Source organism: Streptomyces sp. NPDC093598 (genome assembly GCF_044764825.1).
Taxonomy (GTDB): Bacteria; Actinomycetota; Actinomycetes; order Streptomycetales; family Streptomycetaceae; genus Streptomyces.
The window spans coordinates 40,398-57,634 of sequence record NZ_JBIWIV010000017.1 but is presented as its reverse complement, the minus strand read 5'-3'; the positions used below and the strand labels follow the sequence as shown (position 1 = coordinate 57,634).

At 70.6% G+C, this 17,237-nt stretch carries 18 protein-coding genes; 10 read left to right on the top strand and 8 right to left on the bottom strand.

The window, feature by feature from the left end:
- Positions 1-14: 14 nt before the first annotated feature.
- From ACIRDU_RS33045 to ACIRDU_RS33035, 3 genes are all read right to left on the bottom strand, one after another.
- Complete coding sequence (locus ACIRDU_RS33045; RefSeq protein WP_403586519.1) at positions 15-1,100, bottom strand: hypothetical protein; 1,086 nt, start codon at positions 1,098-1,100, stop codon at positions 15-17.
- A gap of 3 nt (positions 1,101-1,103) precedes the next feature.
- A complete protein-coding gene (locus ACIRDU_RS33040) occupies positions 1,104-1,358 on the bottom strand; it encodes a MoaD/ThiS family protein (protein WP_010036212.1) in 255 nt (84 codons plus the stop codon).
- A gap of 78 nt (positions 1,359-1,436) precedes the next feature.
- Positions 1,437-2,288, bottom strand: a complete 852-nt coding sequence (locus ACIRDU_RS33035) for an alpha/beta hydrolase (RefSeq protein WP_403586517.1) — start codon at positions 2,286-2,288, stop codon at positions 1,437-1,439.
- A gap of 172 nt (positions 2,289-2,460) precedes the next feature.
- On the opposite strand from ACIRDU_RS33035, the gene ACIRDU_RS33030 reads away from it, so the two are divergent.
- The 6 genes from ACIRDU_RS33030 to ACIRDU_RS33005 all read left to right on the top strand — a co-directional run bounded on the left by ACIRDU_RS33030 (position 2,461) and on the right by ACIRDU_RS33005 (position 8,093).
- The gene (locus ACIRDU_RS33030; protein WP_403586515.1) at positions 2,461-3,240 is read left to right on the top strand and encodes a response regulator transcription factor; all 780 of its coding nucleotides are present in this window, start codon (positions 2,461-2,463) and stop codon (positions 3,238-3,240) included.
- Positions 3,241-3,368: 128 nt separating this feature from the next.
- Positions 3,369-4,391 carry a LacI family DNA-binding transcriptional regulator gene (locus ACIRDU_RS33025; protein ID WP_403586513.1) on the top strand — a complete coding sequence of 341 codons (1,023 nt, stop codon included), beginning with the start codon at positions 3,369-3,371 and terminating at the stop codon, positions 4,389-4,391.
- A 130-nt stretch (positions 4,392-4,521) separates the two neighbouring features.
- Positions 4,522-5,541 carry a S1C family serine protease gene (locus ACIRDU_RS33020; RefSeq protein ID WP_403586511.1) on the top strand — a complete coding sequence of 340 codons (1,020 nt, stop codon included), beginning with the start codon at positions 4,522-4,524 and terminating at the stop codon, positions 5,539-5,541.
- 39 nt (positions 5,542-5,580) lie between these two features.
- Positions 5,581-5,757, top strand: coding sequence for a hypothetical protein (locus ACIRDU_RS33015; RefSeq protein WP_403586509.1), 177 nt, complete (start codon positions 5,581-5,583; stop codon positions 5,755-5,757).
- Between the two features lie 123 nt (positions 5,758-5,880).
- Entirely contained in the window at positions 5,881-6,618 is a 738-nt protein-coding gene (locus ACIRDU_RS33010) for a response regulator transcription factor (RefSeq protein WP_403586506.1), read from the top strand.
- Entirely contained in the window at positions 6,615-8,093 is a 1,479-nt protein-coding gene (locus ACIRDU_RS33005; protein WP_403586503.1) for a sensor histidine kinase, read from the top strand. The genes ACIRDU_RS33010 and ACIRDU_RS33005 overlap by 4 nt, the downstream gene beginning before the upstream one ends.
- Here the strand turns inward: ACIRDU_RS33005 and ACIRDU_RS33000 are convergent.
- Both ACIRDU_RS33000 and ACIRDU_RS32995 read right to left on the bottom strand, forming a co-directional pair.
- Complete coding sequence (locus ACIRDU_RS33000; protein WP_403586500.1) at positions 8,083-8,280, bottom strand: DUF397 domain-containing protein; 198 nt, start codon at positions 8,278-8,280, stop codon at positions 8,083-8,085. The two genes, ACIRDU_RS33005 and ACIRDU_RS33000, sit on opposite strands and share 11 nt — an antisense overlap.
- The gene (locus ACIRDU_RS32995; RefSeq protein WP_403586760.1) at positions 8,277-9,089 is read right to left on the bottom strand and encodes a helix-turn-helix domain-containing protein; all 813 of its coding nucleotides are present in this window, start codon (positions 9,087-9,089) and stop codon (positions 8,277-8,279) included. Before ACIRDU_RS32995 ends, ACIRDU_RS33000 begins: the two co-directional genes overlap by 4 nt.
- 152 nt (positions 9,090-9,241) lie before the next feature.
- Between ACIRDU_RS32995 and ACIRDU_RS32990 the strand changes: the two genes are divergently transcribed.
- The 3 genes from ACIRDU_RS32990 to ACIRDU_RS32980 all read left to right on the top strand — a co-directional run bounded on the left by ACIRDU_RS32990 (position 9,242) and on the right by ACIRDU_RS32980 (position 11,861).
- The gene (locus ACIRDU_RS32990) at positions 9,242-9,442 is read left to right on the top strand and encodes a hypothetical protein (RefSeq protein WP_403586497.1); all 201 of its coding nucleotides are present in this window, start codon (positions 9,242-9,244) and stop codon (positions 9,440-9,442) included.
- Complete coding sequence (locus ACIRDU_RS32985; RefSeq protein WP_403586494.1) at positions 9,439-9,723, top strand: hypothetical protein; 285 nt, start codon at positions 9,439-9,441, stop codon at positions 9,721-9,723. The genes ACIRDU_RS32990 and ACIRDU_RS32985 overlap by 4 nt, the downstream gene beginning before the upstream one ends.
- Positions 9,724-9,800: 77 nt before the next feature.
- Positions 9,801-11,861 (top strand): pectinesterase family protein, encoded by a 2,061-nt coding sequence (locus ACIRDU_RS32980; protein WP_403586491.1) that lies wholly within the window; start codon positions 9,801-9,803, stop codon positions 11,859-11,861.
- Positions 11,862-11,919: 58 nt separating this feature from the next.
- On the opposite strand, the gene ACIRDU_RS32975 is transcribed toward ACIRDU_RS32980, so the two are convergent.
- The 3 genes from ACIRDU_RS32975 to ACIRDU_RS32965 all read right to left on the bottom strand — a co-directional run bounded on the left by ACIRDU_RS32975 (position 11,920) and on the right by ACIRDU_RS32965 (position 16,163).
- Positions 11,920-12,942 carry a glycoside hydrolase family 5 protein gene (locus ACIRDU_RS32975; protein ID WP_403586488.1) on the bottom strand — a complete coding sequence of 341 codons (1,023 nt, stop codon included), beginning with the start codon at positions 12,940-12,942 and terminating at the stop codon, positions 11,920-11,922.
- A gap of 133 nt (positions 12,943-13,075) precedes the next feature.
- Complete coding sequence (locus ACIRDU_RS32970; protein WP_403586486.1) at positions 13,076-14,287, bottom strand: DUF2993 domain-containing protein; 1,212 nt, start codon at positions 14,285-14,287, stop codon at positions 13,076-13,078.
- A 58-nt stretch (positions 14,288-14,345) separates the two neighbouring features.
- Positions 14,346-16,163 carry a bifunctional metallophosphatase/5'-nucleotidase gene (locus ACIRDU_RS32965; protein WP_403586483.1) on the bottom strand — a complete coding sequence of 606 codons (1,818 nt, stop codon included), beginning with the start codon at positions 16,161-16,163 and terminating at the stop codon, positions 14,346-14,348.
- Positions 16,164-16,308: 145 nt separating this feature from the next.
- Here ACIRDU_RS32965 and mshD point away from each other — a divergent pair, with 145 nt between their 5' ends.
- Complete coding sequence (mshD, locus tag ACIRDU_RS32960) at positions 16,309-17,235, top strand: mycothiol synthase (RefSeq protein WP_403586480.1); 927 nt, start codon at positions 16,309-16,311, stop codon at positions 17,233-17,235.
- The last annotated feature ends 2 nt before the right edge of the window (positions 17,236-17,237 follow it).

Genomic DNA, 17,237 nt, shown 5'->3' with positions numbered 1-17,237 from the left:
CGCCCCAGCCGGATCTACGCCAGCGCCCTGCCCAGGACGTACACCGCCGGTGCCGCCGCGGCCAGCGGCAGGGCCACGCCCGCGGTGAAGTGGACGAAGCGGGACGGGTAGTCGTAGCTCGCGACCCGGTGGCCGATCAGGGCGCAGACGGCGACGCCCGCGCCGAGGAGCGCTCCCGAGGCGCCGAGGTCCGTGACCGACCCTGCCGCGATGCCCGCGCCCGCCGCCGCGAGGAGGGACACCACCACCGAGGCGGGCGTCGGCAGCGGCAGGGCGCGGGCCAGGACGGCCGCCGCCACGGCCACCGCGCCCACCGTCACCGCGTCCGCGTCGGCCGCCAGGTACCCGCCGGCCACGATCGCCAGCGCCGAGGCCGCGACCGTCGCCATCAGGCCGTACATCCGTTCGTCCGGGTCGGCGTGCGACCGCAGTTGCAGGACGAGCGCGAGCAGCACCCACACGCCGAGCGTGCCGAGGATCGCCGACGGGGAGCGGCCCGAGGCCAGCAGCGCCGCGTCCGCGGCCAGCGCGCCCGCGAAGCCCAGGGCGATGCCCTGCCGGGCCGGCCACATCCCGTTCAGCCGGAACCAGCCCGCCGCGGTGACGGCCTGGAGGATCACGAGCGGCACGAGCAGCGCGTACGTCCCGACCGCCGCCGCACCGGCCAGCAGCAGCCCGAGCAGCGCCGTCAGCGCGGCCGGCTGCGTCCCGGGCTCGATGATCGGGGACCGCCCCTCCGCCCGGGCCCGCTGCGCGTCCGTGACGCGCGTGTTCCCGCCGATGGTGGCCGGGCCGTAGCCGGGAGCGGTGCCGTCGGCGGCCTCGGCGTCAGCCGGAGCCGCGTGCCCCTGCGGGGCCTGGGGCGGCAGGTACGCCGTCTCCTCCGCCGCCACCGGCGCGGACACCGGCTGGTGCGTCTGCGTCTCCCAGGTCTGGCCCTGCCACTGCTGCGTGTACTGCTGAGCGGCGTGCGGGTCGTCGTACCCCTGGTACTCCTGCCCGGGCCACGCCTGCGGCTGCTGCTGCTGCGGCTGTTGCTGCTGCCCGTAGGACCGGTACGGGTCGTAGGGGCCGTAACCGTCGTTCGGCTGGTTGGTCATCGCTCATCCTCCTGCGAACGGCGGGAGCACCTCGACCGTGCCGCCGTCGGCCAGCCGTACCGTCTCATGTCCGCGGGTGCCCACGGGGTCGCCGTCCACGAGGAACGAGCAGCGCCGCAGGACGCGCTCGAGTTCGCCGGGGTGCCGCTCGCGCACTCCGTCGAGCGCCTCGGCGAGCGTGGCCGCCTCGTACGGCTCCTCGGCCACCCCGGCCGCGGCCTTGGCGGCGGCCCAGTAGCGCACCGTGACCTTTGGCATCTGCTTCCTCAATCGCACAGTCGCAGCGGACTCACATCGGACTCACCACGGGCTCATCCGACGGTGAACCCCGTCAGGCTAGCCCGCCCGGCCGGTCACCCACTCCCCGATGCGGGCCAGCAACTCGTCACCGGAGGCGTGCTCGGCGTGCCCCATGCCCGGCTCCAGCCACAGTTCGCCCTGGTCACCGGCGGCAGCGGCCAGCATCCGCGGGTGGTCCACGGGGAAGTAGCCGTCGGCCTCGCCGTGCACGATCAGCAGCGGGGTGGGAGCGACTCTCGGCACCGCCTCGACCGGAGAGAGCGGGACCGGGTCCCAGGCCCGGTGGTGGATGCGCGTGCCGAACCCGTACCGGCCGACCGCCCGTCCCTCGGGCCGCGTCACCAGCCAGTGCAGCCGCCGCATGGGGGCGGTCCCCCGGTAGTACCAGCGGGCCGGTGCGCTGACCGACACCACCGCGTCGCTGTCCCGGTGATGCAGCGCCGCGTGCCGCAGCACCACCGAGCCGCCCATCGAGAACCCGACCGTCCCCACGCGCGCGTGCCCGAGCTCCCGCGCCCACCGCACCGCCGCAGCCAGGTCGAGCACCTCCCGGTCGCCGACCGTGGACCGCCCGCCGGACGCCCCGTGGCCCCGGAAGGAGAACGTGACGACCGCCCCGTACCGCGCGAAGGCCTGCGCCACCCGGCGCACATGCGGCCGGTCCACGGCCCCGGTGAAGCCGTGGGCGACGACGAACACGGGGTGACGGGAAGGCTTCCCGGAGGCGTCGTATACGGCGGTACCCGGGTCGTACACGGCGTCGATCGTCACGCCGTCGGACGTGCGCAGAAACGTCCTCGACGGCTTCCGAACGGGCGTTCCCACAGTCGTCTCGGAATGCGGACGATCGGTGGAACGCGCCACATGACCTGCCGGACCAGAGCTCATGTGGGCTATTCTGCTGGGCAGAGGACTCGGGCAGCGTAGCCCCCGGGTCCTTTTGTGCTTTCGGAAGCGTTGTATACGACGCGGGAAACCGCAGGTGTACGGAGCCTTCGGGATCGCAGAGCGGTGCTGTGCCAACAAACGTCCTCGCAGGGACCGAGGAGGAACCAGACGTATGAGTTCTCTGCTGCTCCTGACCAACGCCCTCCAGCCGTCGACGGAGGTGCTCCCCGCCCTCGGCCTGCTCCTGCACAACGTGCGTGTGGCCCCCGCGGAGGGCCCCGCCCTCGTCGACACCCCCGGCGCCGACGTCATCCTCGTCGACGGCCGGCGTGATCTGCCGCAGGTCCGCAGCCTCTGTCAGCTGCTGCGCTCCACCGGGCCGGGCTGCCCGCTCGTCCTCGTCGTCACCGAGGGCGGTCTCGCCGCCGTCACCGCCGACTGGGGCATCGACGACGTCCTGCTCGACACCGCCGGCCCGGCGGAGGTCGAGGCGCGGCTGCGCCTCGCCATGGGCCGGCAGCAGATCGTCAGCGACGACTCCCCCATGGAGATCCGCAACGGCGACCTGTCGGTCGACGAGGCGACGTACTCGGCCAAGCTCAAGGGCCGCGTCCTCGACCTCACCTTCAAGGAGTTCGAACTCCTGAAGTACCTCGCGCAGCACCCCGGCCGTGTCTTCACCCGCGCGCAGCTGCTCCAGGAGGTCTGGGGCTACGACTACTTCGGCGGTACACGGACGGTCGACGTGCACGTACGGCGGCTGCGCGCCAAGCTCGGCCCCGAGCACGAGTCGCTGATCGGCACCGTCCGGAACGTCGGTTATCGATTCGTTACGCCGGAGAAGCCGGAGCGCGCCGCCGAGGAGGCGAAGGCCAAGGCGGCCAAGGCAAAGCAGGACACCGCGGACAAGTCGGTCGCTCAGGACGCCGTCGAGCTCCGTACCCAGGCGTAGAGAGGCGTAATACGGCGCCGACCTGGGCATCGCTTCCCGCACGGGGTGCCCCGGACGGCGGTCGGGATATCGTACGGAACCTCCTTTACGCCCTGCCCGGAGCAGGTATATCCGCGTAGACTCCGCGCGTGGCCAAGGTGACTCGGGATGATGTGGCGCGGCTGGCAGGGACTTCCACTGCCGTGGTCAGCTATGTCATCAACAACGGACCCCGGCCGGTCGCCCCGGCCACGCGCGAGCGTGTCCTCGCCGCGATCAAGGAACTGGGGTACCGGCCCGACCGGGTGGCCCAGGCGATGGCCTCCCGGCGCACGGACCTCATAGGCCTGATCATCCCGGACGCCCGCCAGCCCTTCTTCGGGGAGATGGCACACGCGGTCGAGCAGGCCGCCTCCGAGCGCGGGAAGATGGTCCTCGTCGGCAACACGGACTACGTGGGCGAGCGCGAGGTCCACTACCTGCGCGCCTTCCTGGGCATGCGGGTCTCCGGCCTGATCCTCGTCAGCCACGCGCTCAACGATCTGGCCGCCGCCGAGATCGAGGCCTGGGACGCCCGCGTCGTGCTGCTGCACGAGCGGCCCGAGGCCATCGACGACGTCGCCGTGGTCACGGACGACCTGGGCGGCGCCGAGCTCGCCGTCCGGCACCTGCTGGAGCACGGCTACGAGTACGTCGCCTGTATGGGCGGCATAGCCGAGACGCCCGCGGTCGGCGACCCGGTCTCCGACCACGTCGAGGGCTGGCGCCGCGCGATGGACGACGCCGGGATCTCCACCGAGGGCCGCCTCTTTGAGGCCCTCTACAACCGCTACGACGCCTACCAGGCGGCCCTGAAGATCCTCTCGGGCCCCGAGCGCCCGCCGGCGATCTTCTGCTCCACCGACGACCAGGCGATCGGCCTGCTGCGCGCGGCGCGCGAGCTGCGCATCGACGTCCCGGGCGAGCTGGCGGTGGCCGGCTTCGACGACATCAAGGAGGCGGCGCTCACCGACCCGCCCCTGACGACGATCGCGTCCGACCGTTCGGCGATGGCCCGGGCGGCGGTGGACCTCGTCCTGGACGACGGGCTGCGGGTCGCGGGGGCCCGGCGGGAGCGGCTGAAGGTGTTCCCGTCGCGGCTGGTGACCCGGCGGTCCTGCGGCTGCGCGTAGCCTCCGGCGGTTGGACGGGGAGGCCGCCTCACCGGACGGCGGGCCTCTTTATATCGGGCATACGAGGTTCTGTCGGGCTTCTCAGGGAGCACTCAGGAAGCTCTCATGGTCGGGCGACAAGCTCGGTTCCATGACCGAGAGCTTCCACCGCAGTGGCGAGTACGAGAACCCTTACGAGGGTCAGCAGCAGGCCCCGGTGAACCCCGAGTGGCCGCCCCCGCCGGCGTACGCCCCGGCGCATGCTCCGCATTCGAAGAAGCGCGGCCGTGGCCCCGCCGCCCTGATCGCCGCCGTGGCGATCGTCGCGGCGGCGATAGGCGGCGGCACCGCCTACGGCATCCAGGAACTGACCGGCAACGCCACCGTCGCCTCCAGCTCCACCAGCACCACCGTGGTCCCGTCCAGCCAGAAGGGCACGGTCGCCGGGGTCGCGAAGGCGGTCAGCCCGAGCATCGTCGAGATCAGCGCCGACTCCAACACCGGGTCCTCCACCGGCTCCGGCGTGATCATCACGAGCGGCGGCGAGATCGTCACCAACAACCACGTCGTCTCCGGCGCCTCGCAGATCAAGGCGACGACCAGCGACGGCAAGTCGTACACCGCGAAGGTCGTCGGCACCGACAGCAAGAAGGACCTGGCGCTGATCAAGCTGGAGAACGCCTCCGGCCTGAAGGCGGCCACGCTCGGCGACTCGGCCGGGCTGCAGGTCGGCGACCAGGTCGTGGCGATCGGCTCCCCCGAGGGACTGTCCGGCACCGTCACCAGCGGCATCATCTCGGCCCTCGACCGCGACGTCACGGTCCCGACCGATGAGGGTCAGGACCAGGGCCAGCAGCAGTGGGGGCAGGGCCAGGGGCAGGGCGACCAGTGGCCGTTCGAGTTCGGCGGACGCCAGTTCAACGGCGACACCGGGTCCAGCACGACGACGTACAAGGCGCTCCAGACCGACGCGTCCCTCAACCCGGGCAACTCCGGCGGCGCGCTGATCGACATGAACGGCAACATCATCGGGATCAACTCCGCGATGTACTCGCCGACGAGCCAGGCCTCCTCGTCCTCCGACGCGGGCAGCGTCGGCCTGGGCTTCGCCATCCCGATCAACACCGTCAAGGCCGACCTCGCGAAGCTGCGGGCGGGTTCGACCGACTGAGTTCCACCGAGTGTGTTCCATCGAGCGAGGAGTACGGCGATGATCCAGCGGATCGCACACGCGGAGCCGGGCGGCGACCCGGCGGGGGTCGCGCTGGCCCTGGCGGTGGCGTACGAACTGCACGCACCGGCGGGGCGGGCGCCGGAAGTGGCGACCAAGGCGGCCCGGCGAGCGGGCCGGGCCGCGACGGCCGGACGCCGCACGGTACGGGGCTGATCCCTCGCCGGCCGGCCCCGCACCCCACCGGGCCGGCGCTCCTCCCGGCAGGCGCCCGCGACGTGCGACGCTGAGAGCGTCAGAGCACCCCCGTCCCACTTCACCCCCGAGGACCTCCGACCCATGAGCCCCGCAGACGGCGACCGTGACCCGCAGCGCATCCTGATCGTCGACGACGAGCCGGCCGTACGCGAAGCACTCCAGCGCAGCCTCGCGTTCGAGGGGTACGGGACCGAGGTCGCCGTCGACGGCGCGGACGCGCTGGACAAGGCGGCGGCCTACCGGCCCGACCTGGTCGTCCTCGACATCCAGATGCCGCGCATGGACGGCCTGACGGCGGCGCGCCGCATCCGCGCCACCGGCGACACCACGCCGATCCTGATGCTCACGGCCCGTGACACGGTTGGCGACCGTGTCACCGGCCTCGACGCGGGCGCCGACGACTACCTGGTCAAGCCCTTCGAACTCGACGAACTCTTCGCCCGCATCCGCGCGCTGCTGCGCCGCATCTCCTACGCGGCGGCCGTGGGCGCGGCCGACCCGGCCGACGAGGACGCGCTCACCTTCGCCGACCTGCGCATGGACCTGTCCACGCGGGAGGTCACCCGGGGCGGGCGCCAGGTGGAGCTGACCCGTACGGAGTTCACACTCCTGGAGATGTTCATGGCCCACCCGCGCCAGGTCCTCACCCGGGAGCAGATCCTCAAGGCCGTCTGGGGCTTCGACTTCGAGCCGTCGTCGAACTCCCTCGACGTGTACGTGATGTACCTGCGGCGCAAGACCGAGGCCGGCGGCGAGCCGCGGCTCGTGCACACGGTGCGGGGCGTCGGTTACGTGCTGCGGCAGGGCGGGGCGGAGTGAGTTCCCGGACGCACCGGGTGGTACGCCGGTTCCGCTCCCTGCCGATCCGCTCCCGACTGGCCCTGCTGGTGGCGGCCGCGGTGGCGTTCGCGGTGGCGGCGGTGTCGGTGACCTGCTGGTTCATCGTGCAGGGGAAGTTGTACGACGAGATCGACAACGACCTGAAGTCGTCGGTGGCGCCGCTGCGTTCGGACGAGTTCCAGACGCTCACCCACGAGTGCCTTCAGACGCCTTCCGACTCGCTGGGCATGGGGTCGCGGCCCAAGACCTACGGGCAGCTGGTCCGCGTCGACGGCACGCTGTGTCTCTTCCCGACCTCCACGACCCAGGTACGCGTCACCGGCGACGACAAGGCCGTGGCCAGGAACCCCGACCCGAACCAGGGCCGCATCCGCGACGGCACGGACGAACACGGCAACAAGCTGCGCGTCCTGACGACGGCGGTCGTCATCAAGGACGAGAACCTGCCCCCGGGCGTCGCCGCCGACTACTCCCTCGTCATCGCCCTGCCGCTCAAGGGAACGCAGTCCACGCTCAACGAACTGGCGCTGATCCTCCTGCTGGTCTCCGGCGTGGGAGTGCTCGGCGCCGGAGCCGCCGGCCTGGCGGTCGCCCGGGCCGGGCTGCGCCCCGTCGACAAGCTGACCGACGCCGTCGAGCACGTGGCTCGCACCGAGGATCTGAACATCCGCATCCCGGTGGAGGACGACAGCGAGGACGAGATCGCCCGGCTGTCCCACTCCTTCAACGCCATGACCTCGGCCTTGGCCAGCTCCCGCGACCTACAGCAGCAACTGATCGCGGACGCGGGGCACGAACTCCGCACGCCGCTCACGTCGTTGCGCACCAACATCGAACTCCTCACCCGCAGCGAGGAGACGGGCCGCCCCCTCCCCGAGGCGGACCGCAAGGCGCTGCTCGCGTCGGTGAAGGCGCAGATGACGGAGCTGGCCTCGCTCATCGGCGACCTCCAGGAACTGTCCCGCCCGGACACGGGCCAGCACGCGGGCCGGACACAGATCGTCGCCTGGCAGGACACGGTCGAGTCGGCGCTGCGGCGAGCCCGGCTGCGGGGGCCCGAGCTGACGATCACGGCGGACATCGAGCCCTGGTTCGTCCGAGCGGAACCCTCCGCCCTGGAGCGGGCGGTGGTGAACATCCTGGACAACGCGGTGAAGTTCAGCCCGGAGGGCGGCACGGTCGAGGTTCGTCTGATCGAGGGCGTCCTCACCGTCCGCGACCACGGCCCGGGCATCCCCGCCGACGAACTCCCCCACGTCTTCGACCGCTTCTGGCGCTCCCCGAGCGCACGGGCGCTGCCGGGCTCGGGCCTCGGCCTGTCGATCGTCGCGCGTACGGTGCAGCAGGCCGGTGGCGAGGTGTCCCTGTCCCGGGCCGAGGGCGGCGGCACGGTGGCGACGGTACGGCTGCCGGGGGCGGCGGTGCCACCGCCTGAGGAACCTCCTACTTCTTGACGTGGGCGAGGAACGACGCCCAGGGGCTCGCGCCGAACACGAGTATCGGACCGTCGGGCCGCTTGCTGTCGCGGACCGGAGCTGTGCCGGGGCAGTCGGCGGCGATCTCGAGGCAGTTCGAGGCTCCGCCGTCGCTGTAGGACGACTTGCGCCACACGACGGTGGTGAGGTCCGGGGTTCGGTTCATGGTCTGCACTCCTCCAAGAGGCACTTGAGAAACGCTGTCGACTCCGCCGGGCTCAGCGCCGCATCCCTGACGAGATCGTAGGACAGGCGGTAGGCAAGCACCTTGTCCGGATCCTGGATCAGCTCGCCGAAACCGTTGCCCTCCACGTAGGCGACGGGGTCACCGGCACGCTGCCACAACAGGATGAGGTCACTGTTCATGAGGTCGTGCACACCGGCCGTGTAGGGCAGAACCTGGATTGCGACATTCGGCAGCTCCGCCGCATCCACCAGGTGCGACAACTGGTCGGTCCACACCTTCGCGTCGGGAACAGGCCGCCGCACCGCCCCTTCATCCAGGATCACGCGCACGCTCGGCGCCGACTCGCGGTAGAGCAACTCCTGTCGCCCCATCCGGGCAGCCACCTGCTCCTCGACTTCCTCGCTGTTGCCTGCCGTTGTCTGGGCGCCAGACAACCCTGACAACACCGCTCGGGCGTAGTCCTCGGTCTGCAGGAGGCCCGGCACGCGCAACTGGAACATCCACATGACCTGCGCCGTCGCCTCAAGGTCCATGAAACCCTTGTACTTGTCCTTGATGACCTCCCTGCGCGCCTCCCGCCACTCACGAACCAGCAGGTCACCGCACCCGTAGTAGCTGTCCAAGTCCTCCATGACCGCACGCTTGGAGAGCCGCTCCCCCTTCTCCAGGCGGCTCAAGTAGCTCTTGTCGTAGCCCGTGTCCTCGGCCAACTGCCCGAGTGACTTGCCCGCTTGCTCCCGCAGAAACCTCAGCGTCCGACCCAGGACGGCCCGGCCCCCGTCAACCATTTCCCCCACGTCACCCCTCACCGTTGTCTGAGCCCCCAGGCAACGCCTGGCCTCTTCCGCAGCGTAGGGGCATGCAGTGACGATGAGGGCACGAACCGTGATCGCCGCTCGTCACACCCCGCCTTCCCCCTGCCCTGAGAAGGGACGCTTCCGTGCGCCTGCGTATCGCCGAACTCTGCGAGTCGCTCCTGCTCGCCCTCGTACGGCTCCTGCTGCCCGCCCGAGGGCGACATCGAGCCGCCACGCCCACCCTGCCGCTGCCGCTGCCCGCACGCCCTCTCCGGTCGGAGCCCCTCGAAATGGACACCCCCCTCGTCCGGCCGTACCTGCACGCCGTGGAGGCCTACGTATGAGGCTGCTCCCCTGGACCGGGGCCGACGGCAAGGCCTGCTACCTCTCCACCGACGACCCCGGCAGCCTGCTCTCGCGCCTCGCCGACGACGTCGAGGCCGCTCAGCTGGCGTCCGCCGAAACCGTGCTCGCCGGCTCCAACGCCGTCCTGCACGACCCCGAGGCCGGTGAACGCGCCGTGCGTTTCGCGTTGACGCGGGCCGTGGAGTCGCTGGGGGACGTGCTGCGGATCGCGGTCAGCCGCGAGGGTGGCAGGGGCGGCATCGATGTGAAGAAGGAGTGACAGAGCCGGCAACCTTTCCCCCCACCGCGGCGACTCACCGGTGGACCGCCCCCCACGAGCAGAAACGGATTCGCCGCATGAGTGGACCGTCCAGCAAGCCGCGCCGCCACCGCAGAAGCCGTACCGCGCTGGCTGCCGGGATCCCCCTGGCCCTGACCGCCGCCGGTACCCTCGCCTACGGCACCGATCTCGGCGTCCTGGGCTCCACCGCCCGGCAGGCCTCCGCCGCCACCCCCACCTGGGCCTCCGACACCGCCGACGGGTTCGCCTCCGTCAACTCCCTCGGTCAGAACGGGACGTACGGCGGGCGGGGCGGGAAAACCGTCACGGTCAAGACCCTCGCGGATCTGGAGAAGTACGCGACCGCCGCCGAGCCGTACATCATCGTGGTCGCCGGGACCATCACGATGAACCCGGTCGGGAAAGAGATCAAGGTCCGGTCCGACAAGACCATCGTGGGGCAGGGGACCTCGGGGCACATCGTCGGCGGCGGGTTCTTCCTCGGCCAGGGCGTGCACAACGTGATCATCCGGAACCTGACCATCCGGGACGCGTACCAGGGCATCTGGAACGACAAGGACCACGACTTCGACGCGATCCAGATGGACGGCGCCCATCACGTGTGGATCGATCACAACGATCTGCGGCACATGGCCGACGGGCTCATCGACGTCCGCAAGGACAGCACGAACGTCACCGTCTCCTGGAACAAGCTGAGCGACAACAACAAGACCTTCGGCATCGGCTGGACCCAGAACGTCAAGACCGACATCACGATCCACCACAACTGGATCCGCGAGACCGAGCAGCGCAACCCGTCCACCGACAACGCCGCCCACGCGCACCTCTACAACAACTTCCTGGAGGACGCCCCGGGCACCGCCATCAGGTCGGCGTACGGGAACTACTCGCGCGGCGGTACGAAGATGGTCCTTGAGAACTCCCTCTTCCAGGGCATCGACAACCCGGTCATCAAGGACAGCGGCGCCGCCGTCGTCCAGCGCGGCAACTCCTTCTCCGGCACCAGCGGCCGCAACGAGAGCGGCGGGACCGCCTTCGACCCGAAGACGTACTACCCCTACACCCTCGACAAGGCCGCCGACCTCCCGTCGGTCCTCAAGTCCGGTGCCGGGCCCCGCGCCTCCATAGGTACGGCCGCCGCCGCCACCAAGGCCGCCGCCGCGACCACCCTCACCGTCGCCCAGGACGGCAGCGGCCAGTACCGCACCGTGCAGGCCGCCGTGAACGCCGTACCGGCGAACAACCCGTCGCGCGTCGTGATCGCCGTGAAGCCGGGGACGTACCGGGAACTGGTGAAGGTGCCCTCCAACAAGCCGCACGTCACCATCCAGGGCACCGGCGGGAGCCGTAAGGACACGACGATCGTCTACAACAACGCGTCGGGCACTCCCAAGCCGGGCGGTGGCACCTACGGCACGGGCGGCAGCGCCACCGTCGCCGTCGAGGCGGACGACTTCCAGGCGCGCAATCTGACCATCTCCAACGACTTCGACGAGAAGGCCAACCAGTCCCTCGACGGGCATCAGGCCGTCGCCCTGCGGACCGCCGCCGACAAGGTCTTCCTGGACGGGATCATCGTCAGCGGGGACCAGGACACTCTGCTGCTCGACACCGCGTCGAAGGACCGGCTGGGCCGGGTCTACGTCAGCAACTCCTACGTCATCGGCAACGTCGACTTCATCTTCGGCCGGGCCACGGCCGTGGTCGACAAGTCCGTCATCACGCTGAAGAAACGCTGGAACGGCACCTCGGCCGGATACATCACCGCGCCGAGCACCGCGGCGAACCGCAAGGGCATCCTGATCGCCAACTCCACGGTGAACGGCGACGTCTCGGCCGGGACCTTCTACCTCGGCCGGCCCTGGCACGCGGGCGGGGACGCGTCCCTCGACCCGCAGACCACCGTCCGCAACACCAGCCTCAACGCCGCGATCAAGTCCACGCCGTGGACCGACATGAGCGGCTTCTCGTGGAAGGACGACCGGTTCGCCGAGTACGGCAACTACGGCCCGGGTGCGGGCCAGGCGAGCACCAACCGCCCCCACCTGAGCGACGCGCAGGCCGCGAACCAGGAGGTCGCGGACTGGCTCGCGGGCTGGACGCCTTCGGCGTCCTGAACGGCTCCCTTCCGGGTCCGGCTGACGAGCGGCGCCGGACCCGGAAGGGCCACCACCCTTACTGCTTCCAGGCGTAGTGCAGCCGGTCCAGGCCGCTCTGGTTGTTCACCGTCAGGCTGAGGTTCGTGCCCGTGCCCTGGAGCGTGGTGAGGGAGTAGGTGTCACCGTTGCGCAGGCCGGGCCAGTAGACCGAGCCCAGGCCCAGCTCCCGGATGGTGTCGGTCGCGGCCTGGATGTACGCGACCTCGTTGGAGCCGTTGACCGGGCCGTTGTAGTCCAGGCCGGTAGTCATCGAGGCACCGAACTCGTCGAGGATCGTGCGGGAGGCGCAGTCGCCGATGCGGGCCTTGAAGTCCGCCTTCCACTGGTCGACGCTGGTCCAGTCGGTGTGCCAGAAGCCGTAGTTGTGCAGGGCCAGGCGCGTGCCCTTCAGGCGCGGGTCGGCGCACACCGGCTTGACGTCCTCGCTGTACTTGTAGCCGCCGATCAGGATCCGGTCGCGGGGCACGTTGCCGTGGGTCCTCACCCACTTCGCCGCGATGTCGGTCCACTCCTGGGCGGTGTAGCCGAACGGCTCGTTCATCGGCTCGAAGTACACCTTGGAGTTGCGGGCGTAGGCGGAGGTGATCCGCGCCCACATCCGGTCCCAGGACGCCTGGTTGTCGATCTTGCCGTCCTTGGCGTTGTCGGCCTCCCAGTAGCCCAGGATGACCTTGAAACCCTTGGCGGTGGCGGCGTCGATCGCGCCCCGGTACGACTTCCAGAACGGGCCGTTCACCGAGGTCGGGTTGACCGGGAGGCGGACGGTGTTGGCGCCGAGCTCGGAGAAGCCGCCGATGATCGCCTTGGACTTGGCGTAGGTGGTGGCGTAACTGTCGGAGGTGGACAGGCCCGAGGGCACCACCGCGTCGTGGGCGTAGTTGTCGCGCGGGTCGGCCCAGTTCACGCCCTTGAAGTCGCTGACGGGCGGCGGCGTGGCGGGGGATGCGGCTGCGGGAGAGGCGAGGGCCCCGCCGAATGCCGTGACGCAGGCGAGCAGCGCTCCCAAGCCGGCTGTTCCCCGGTGAGTCTTTCGTGACACGACGTCCCCTTCTGAGCAGTACTTTCGAGCGAACCTCGCGTACAGATCGGTGGCTCGTTGGCTCCCGCAAACTAGAAGAGGACTCGAACAGAGGTCAACACATCTGCACACCAAATTTCATCAAGAAGGCAGGCTAGGAGCCCACGGTCAGCCCCGTGCCCGACACCCGGACCCGGATACCGTCCTCCTCCACCCTTACGTCCTGGAGCCGCACCTCCCCCTGCTCCGGCTCGGGCAGTTCGAACGCCAGCGACAGCCGGTCGGCCAGCACCGGGCGGGTCAGGCCCGCCAGGGAGTCGAGCAGCTTGGGATCGAGTCCCAGACGGCGCATGACGTCGGGGTGCTCCAGGGCGAGGTCGATGAGGTTGAGCCGGGCCGCCTGGCGGGCGAAGCGCGGGGAGCCGGTCAGCTCGGCGAGCTTGCCGTCGTCGGCCAGGGCCTCGCGCACCGTCGCCTCGGGCACACCCATCCGCTGCACGATGGCCGGGACCGACAGCAGCGCCTTGGCCTTGCGGGTCTGCCGGGCGAGGTCGGCGGTGCCCTTGGGCGTCAGATGCAGGCCCTGCGAGGCGCGGGTGCCGGGGCGGTAGGTGGCCAGGTCGCCGATGTCCAGGCGCATGTTGCCGATCTCGGTGGCGATGCCCCGCTCGCCCTGCCGCTGGATCCGGGCCTCGGCACGCAGCCGCAGGTTGTGCCCGGCGACGGGCAGGGTGCCGTCCGCCCGGACCCGGTCGCGGCCCTCGCCGGTGAACGTCACCTGGGAGGCGCCCAGTTCGCGGTTGAGGTCGGCGAAGGTCAGCTGGACTTCCCCGTCGAAGCGCGGGACGTGGGCGCCGCGCACGGCGGTGAGGCCGTCGGCGTGCAGTCGTACGTCGTGGGCCGTGGCCGACACCTTGGCCAGGGAGACCCGGTCGGCGGCGACGTCCGGGACGGTCACCTTCACCGACTCCAGGCGCTTGTCGGCGAGTTGGGTGAGGAAGGGGAAGCCGCCGATCTCCACCTCGGGCGCGGCGGCCAGGTCGAGGCGGTCCTTGAGGGTGCCGGCGGCCCGGTGCTCGGCGTACAGCACGGCCCAGCGGTCGCCGAGGGCGGCGAAGGAGGCGAGGACGGTCAGGCCGACCACGGCCTTCACCGCGAGCGGCAAACCAGCGAAACGATTCTTCTTGCGGCGCCTGCCGCCGCGACGATGGTCCGGCGGAGCCCAGGCGTCCTCGGCGCCCGCATCGCGTTCCTGAGCGAGGAACTCCTCCAGAGGGGTCTCCTCCAGAGGCCCGTCATCGAGGGCGGCGAGCTCCTCGTACGGGTTCCGACGGGGATGCGCATCTAGGTGGTGGGGGGTACGCATCGATCCATCCGATCATGCGCACCTCCCCCACCCGCAACCTGAACCCCAGGTATGCTACTTACTTCACGATCGTGATGCGGTCCGCCTTCGGCGGGGCGATCGGGTCGGACGCCGAGGAGTTGGCCGTCAGGTACTGCTCCAGGGCGCTCAGGTCGTCGGAGCCGACGACGTCGTTCGTGCCCTGGCCGAGGGTCGGGAAGCCGTCGCCGCCGCCCGCGAGGAAGCTGTTCGTCGCGACGCGGTAGGTGGCCGCCGGGTCGATGGCCGCGCCGTTCAGCTTGACCGAGTCCGTGACCACACGGTCGGCGCCGGACTTCGTGAGGTCCAGTGTGTAGGTGAGACCGGACGACACCTGGAGGACCTTGGGCGCCGCCGCGTTCGGGCCGGTCACCTGCTCCTTGAGCACCTGAATGAGCTGGGCGCCCGTGAAGTCCTGGAGGTTCACGGTGTTGGCGAACGGCTGGACCGTGAAGCCCTCGGCGTAGGTGACGACACCGTCGCCCTCACCGGCCTTGGCCGCGTAGGTCAGCGGCGCGCGGATGCCGCCCGGGTTCATCAGCGCCAGGTCGGTCTCCGGGTCGAGCTGCTTGCCGTGGGCGAGCTGGGCGTCGGCGATGAGGTCGCCGAGCGGGGACTCGGTGCCGGTGTTGCCGATGTCGCCGGAGATGTAGCCGATCGGCTTGTTGCCGATGGGCGCGGCCAGCGTGTTCCACTTGCTGATCAGCTCGGTCATGTCGGGCGCCTTGGGGACGTCCCGGGTGACCACGCGGTTCGCCGACTTCACCGCCGTACGGGCGATGTCGCCGGTCCTGCGGTCGTACGTCAGCGTGGTGTCGGTGTAGAGGCGGCCGAAGGACGCGGCCGAGGTGACCATGCGGGGCTTGCCCGCCGGGTCGGCGATGCTGCACACGTACGCGTTGTGGGTGTGGCCGGTGACCAGCGCGTCCACCTGCGGTGTGACCTTCTTGGCGATGTCGACGATCGGGCCGGAGATGCCGTCGCCCGCGCCCGGGGAGTCACAGTCGTAGTTGTACGACGTCGACGCCGGGAAGCCGCCCTCGTGGATGAGGGCGACGATCGACTTCACGCCCTGCTTCTGGAGCACCTTGGCGTACTTGTCGATCGTCTCGACCTCGTCCTTGAAGGACAGGCCCTTCACGCCCTCGGCGGAGACGATGTCCGGGGTGCCCTCCAGGGTCACTCCGATGAAGCCGACCTTGACGCCGTTCTTCTTCCACACCCAGTAGGGCTTGAGGATCGGCTTCTTCGTCTTCTCGTCGAGGACGTTGGCCGCCAGGTAGGGGAAGTCGGCGCCCTCGAACTTCTCGTCCGTGTAGCAGCCGTCCTCGGGGTGGCAGCCGCCGTTCTGCAGCCGGGCCAGCTCCTTGGCGCCCTCGTCGAACTCGTGGTTGCCGACGGAGGTGACGTCGAGGTCGAGCTTGTTCAGCGCCTCGATGGTCGGCTCGTCGTGGAACAGCCCGGAGATCAGCGGGGAGGCGCCCACCATGTCGCCGCCGGCGGCCGTGATGGAGTACTTCTCGCCCTCGCGGGCCTGCCGCAGATGCGTGGCGAGGTACTCGACACCACCGGCGTCGATGGTCTTCGTCGTGCCGTCGTGCTGGTGCTCGGTGACCCGGCCGGACGAGCCCGCCGGCGGCTCGAGGTTGCCGTGCAGGTCGTTGAAGGACAGCAGCTGCACGTCCTGGTAGCGGCCGGGCCCGTACCCGCCCTCGCGGTGGTCCTCCCCGGCGGTCGCCGAACCCGGCAGCGCCGCGGCGGCCAGCGCGCCGACGGTGACGACACCGGCGGCAAGAGCGACGAAACGGTTCGTACGACGTCTGCGGCGCTCCGGGTGCGCCGGTGAAGTGGCTGGCATACGCCCCCCTGTGGGTCTGCTGGGACAGTGATGTCGTCCGGCGCAGCCTAGAGTCAACGCGCGTAGCGCGACAGGTGTTTCATGGTTACATCTGGGTTGCTTCTTTGCCGCCGATTTGCCGGTGGTGCCCCGTACCCTCGTACGCATGACCAGCGACGACACCGTACGGCCCGGAAGCCCCCGCTCGATCGAGACCCTTGCCGCGCTCTCCGCCGAACAGACCGAGGCCGTGCTCGGACTGCTCGACGAGGCCGCCCGGACCGACGGTCAGCAGGCGGTGTCCGAACAGGGCCGGTTGCAGTTGCGGGGCGGCGAGCGGGAGGGCGTGTCCCATCTGCTGCTCACCGCCGGCGGGGAACTTGTCGGTTATGCCCAGTTGGAGGACACGGACGAGGTGGAGCCCCCGGCCGCCGAGCTGGTGGTGCATCCCGGGCATCGCGGGCACGGGCACGGACGGGCGCTCGGGTCCGCCCTGCTGGCCGCGTCGGGAAAGCGACTGCGGGTGTGGGCCCACGGCGGGCACTCCGCCGCCCGGCATCTCGCGCAGGTCCTCGGCCTGACCCTGTTCCGTGAACTGCGCCAGATGCGGCGGCCGTTGACCGACTTCGACGCGCCCGAGCCGGTGCTCCCCGAGGGCGTCACCGTGCGCACCTTCGTCCCCGGCCGGGACGACGCGGCCTGGCTCGCGGTGAACGCCGCCGCCTTCGCCCACCACCCCGAGCAGGGCTCCCTCACCCAGCGCGACCTCGACGACCGCAAGGCCGAGCCGTGGTTCGACCCCGCCGGGTTCTTCCTCGCCTTCCGCGGCGACGAACTCGTGGGTTTCCACTGGACCAAGGTGCACGCCGAGGAGGGCCTGGGCGAGGTCTACGTCCTCGGCGTCGGCCCCGGCGCGCAGGGCGGCGGCCTCGGCAAGTCCCTCACCACGATCGGGCTGCGGCATCTGGCGGGGCAGGGGCTGCCGACGGCGATGCTGTACGTCGACGCCGACAACAAGGCGGCGGTGTCGGTGTACGAGCGGCTGGGGTTCGTCACGCACGAGGTGGACCTGATGTACCGGACGGAGACCTGAGC